Source organism: Cupriavidus sp. HPC(L), from assembly GCF_000307735.3.
GTDB lineage: Bacteria > Pseudomonadota > Gammaproteobacteria > Burkholderiales > Burkholderiaceae > Cupriavidus.
Genome location: NZ_AMPR02000354.1, coordinates 1 through 1,712 on the forward strand (window position 1 = coordinate 1; position 1,712 = coordinate 1,712).

1 protein-coding gene is annotated in these 1,712 nt (G+C 70.8%); it reads left to right on the top strand.

The window, feature by feature from the left end:
• Positions 1-1,712: fused uroporphyrinogen-III synthase HemD/membrane protein HemX (gene hemDX, locus B551_RS26185; protein ID WP_023264674.1), on the top strand; the 1,712-nt coding region annotated here is incomplete at both ends.

The following is a 1,712-nucleotide window of genomic DNA, read 5'->3' on the forward strand; positions in this document are numbered from 1 at the left end:
GTCAGCCCCAACGCGATCGCCTACGCGCTCGATGCGCTCGCGCTGGCGCAGGGCGCCGCCGCGGTCTGGCCCGAATCGGTGCCCGTTGCGGTGGTCGGACCCGCCAGCGTGGCGGCGCTTGCCGAGCGCGGCATCGCCGCGCCGCGCCATCGCGTGATCTCCCCGGCGGGCGCCGATGGCACCGCCGCCGATATCGATCCCGCCGAAGCCCGCTTCGATTCCGAGGCGCTGTGGGCCCAACTCGACGCGCCGGCGCTGGCTGGCCGCGAGGTGCTGATCGTGCGCGGCAACGGCGGCCGCGACTGGCTCGGCGACAAGCTGCGCGAGGCCGGTGCAGCCGTGCTGGCGGTCGAAGCGTATCGACGCACGATGCCCGTGCCCGGATCGATGCAATGGCAGGCGGTACGCGACGGCCTGAAGCCGGGCGCGACACCGCAGGCCTGGCTGCTGACCAGTTCCGAAGCGGTGCGCAACCTCCACCAGCTGGCGCGCGACAACCTGTCGCCGGAAGAAGACGCCGCGCTGCGTGAAGTGCAGTGCATTGTCCCGCATGCGAGAATTGCCGAGCAGGCTGCGGCACTCGGCTTCACACGCGTGCAAATGGCCGCGCCGGGCGACGAGGGCTTGCTGGCGGCTTGCCTGCGCTGGGCCGAGCCGTATTTGAGCGAGTTGAAGGGGGCTTCGGAAACGGCCTCACGAACGGCTTCACAGGCGGCTTCACAAACGGCTTCACCGACGGTTCTGCAACCGGTGGAGCCCTCGGTGCCGCCTTCGACATCGAAGCCCGAGCCGGGCCCGACTGCCGCAACCGTTCCCGCGGCTGCTCCAAGTGCGGCCGCTTTGGCCGCGGCTTCGGCAGCGCAATCGCAGGCGCCATCCGCGGCCGCATCGGCTGACCCGGCTGCTCCGGCGGGCTCGCCCGCCGCTCCGCCCCCAATTCCGCCCACCGAATCACCGCAATCCACGTCAACGAAGGTCGATCGCGTGACGCAACAGCAAACCTCCACCGCTTCCTCCTCCGTTCCACCGGCCGGCATGCCGCCCGGTGCGGCGCCTTCCAGCGCCTCGCCCGGCGAGCGGCCGGCTTCGCGCAGCCCAGGCAGCCCAGGCGGCCGCGGCGCGCTGGCCTGGCTGCTGCTGGCCATCTTCGTGCTGGTCGCCGGCGGCGCGTTCTGGTGGCTGCAGCAACGGGTCGACCGGCTGACCGAGGAACTGGCACGCCGCCAGCAGAACAACGACGCGCTGGTGCAGGAATCGCGCGTGCTGACCCGCGAGGCCCAGACTACCGTCAAGGAAATGCAGGCCAAGGTCGGCGCGCTCGAGGCCCAGGTCGGCGAGACCCGCGACAAGCAGGCCACGCTTGAACAGGTCTACCAGGACCTGATGCGCAATCGCGACGACTGGGAGATCGCCGAGATCCAGCAACTGCTGACCAACGCCGGCCAGCAGCTGCAGCTGACCGGCAACGTGCAGGTCGCGCTTTCCGCGTTGCAGAGCGCCGACGTTCGCCTGGCCCGCTCCGACAAGCCCGAATACAACCAGCTGCGCCGGGCGATCGCGCGCGACATCGGCCGTCTGAAGGCGATGCCCGACACCGACCTGACCGGCGCGGCGATCAAGCTCGACGAAGCCATCAACCAGATCGACGCGCTGCCGCTGCTGTCCAGCGAACGGATGCTCGAACGCAGCGAAGGCACGCCGCGCGGCGCGGC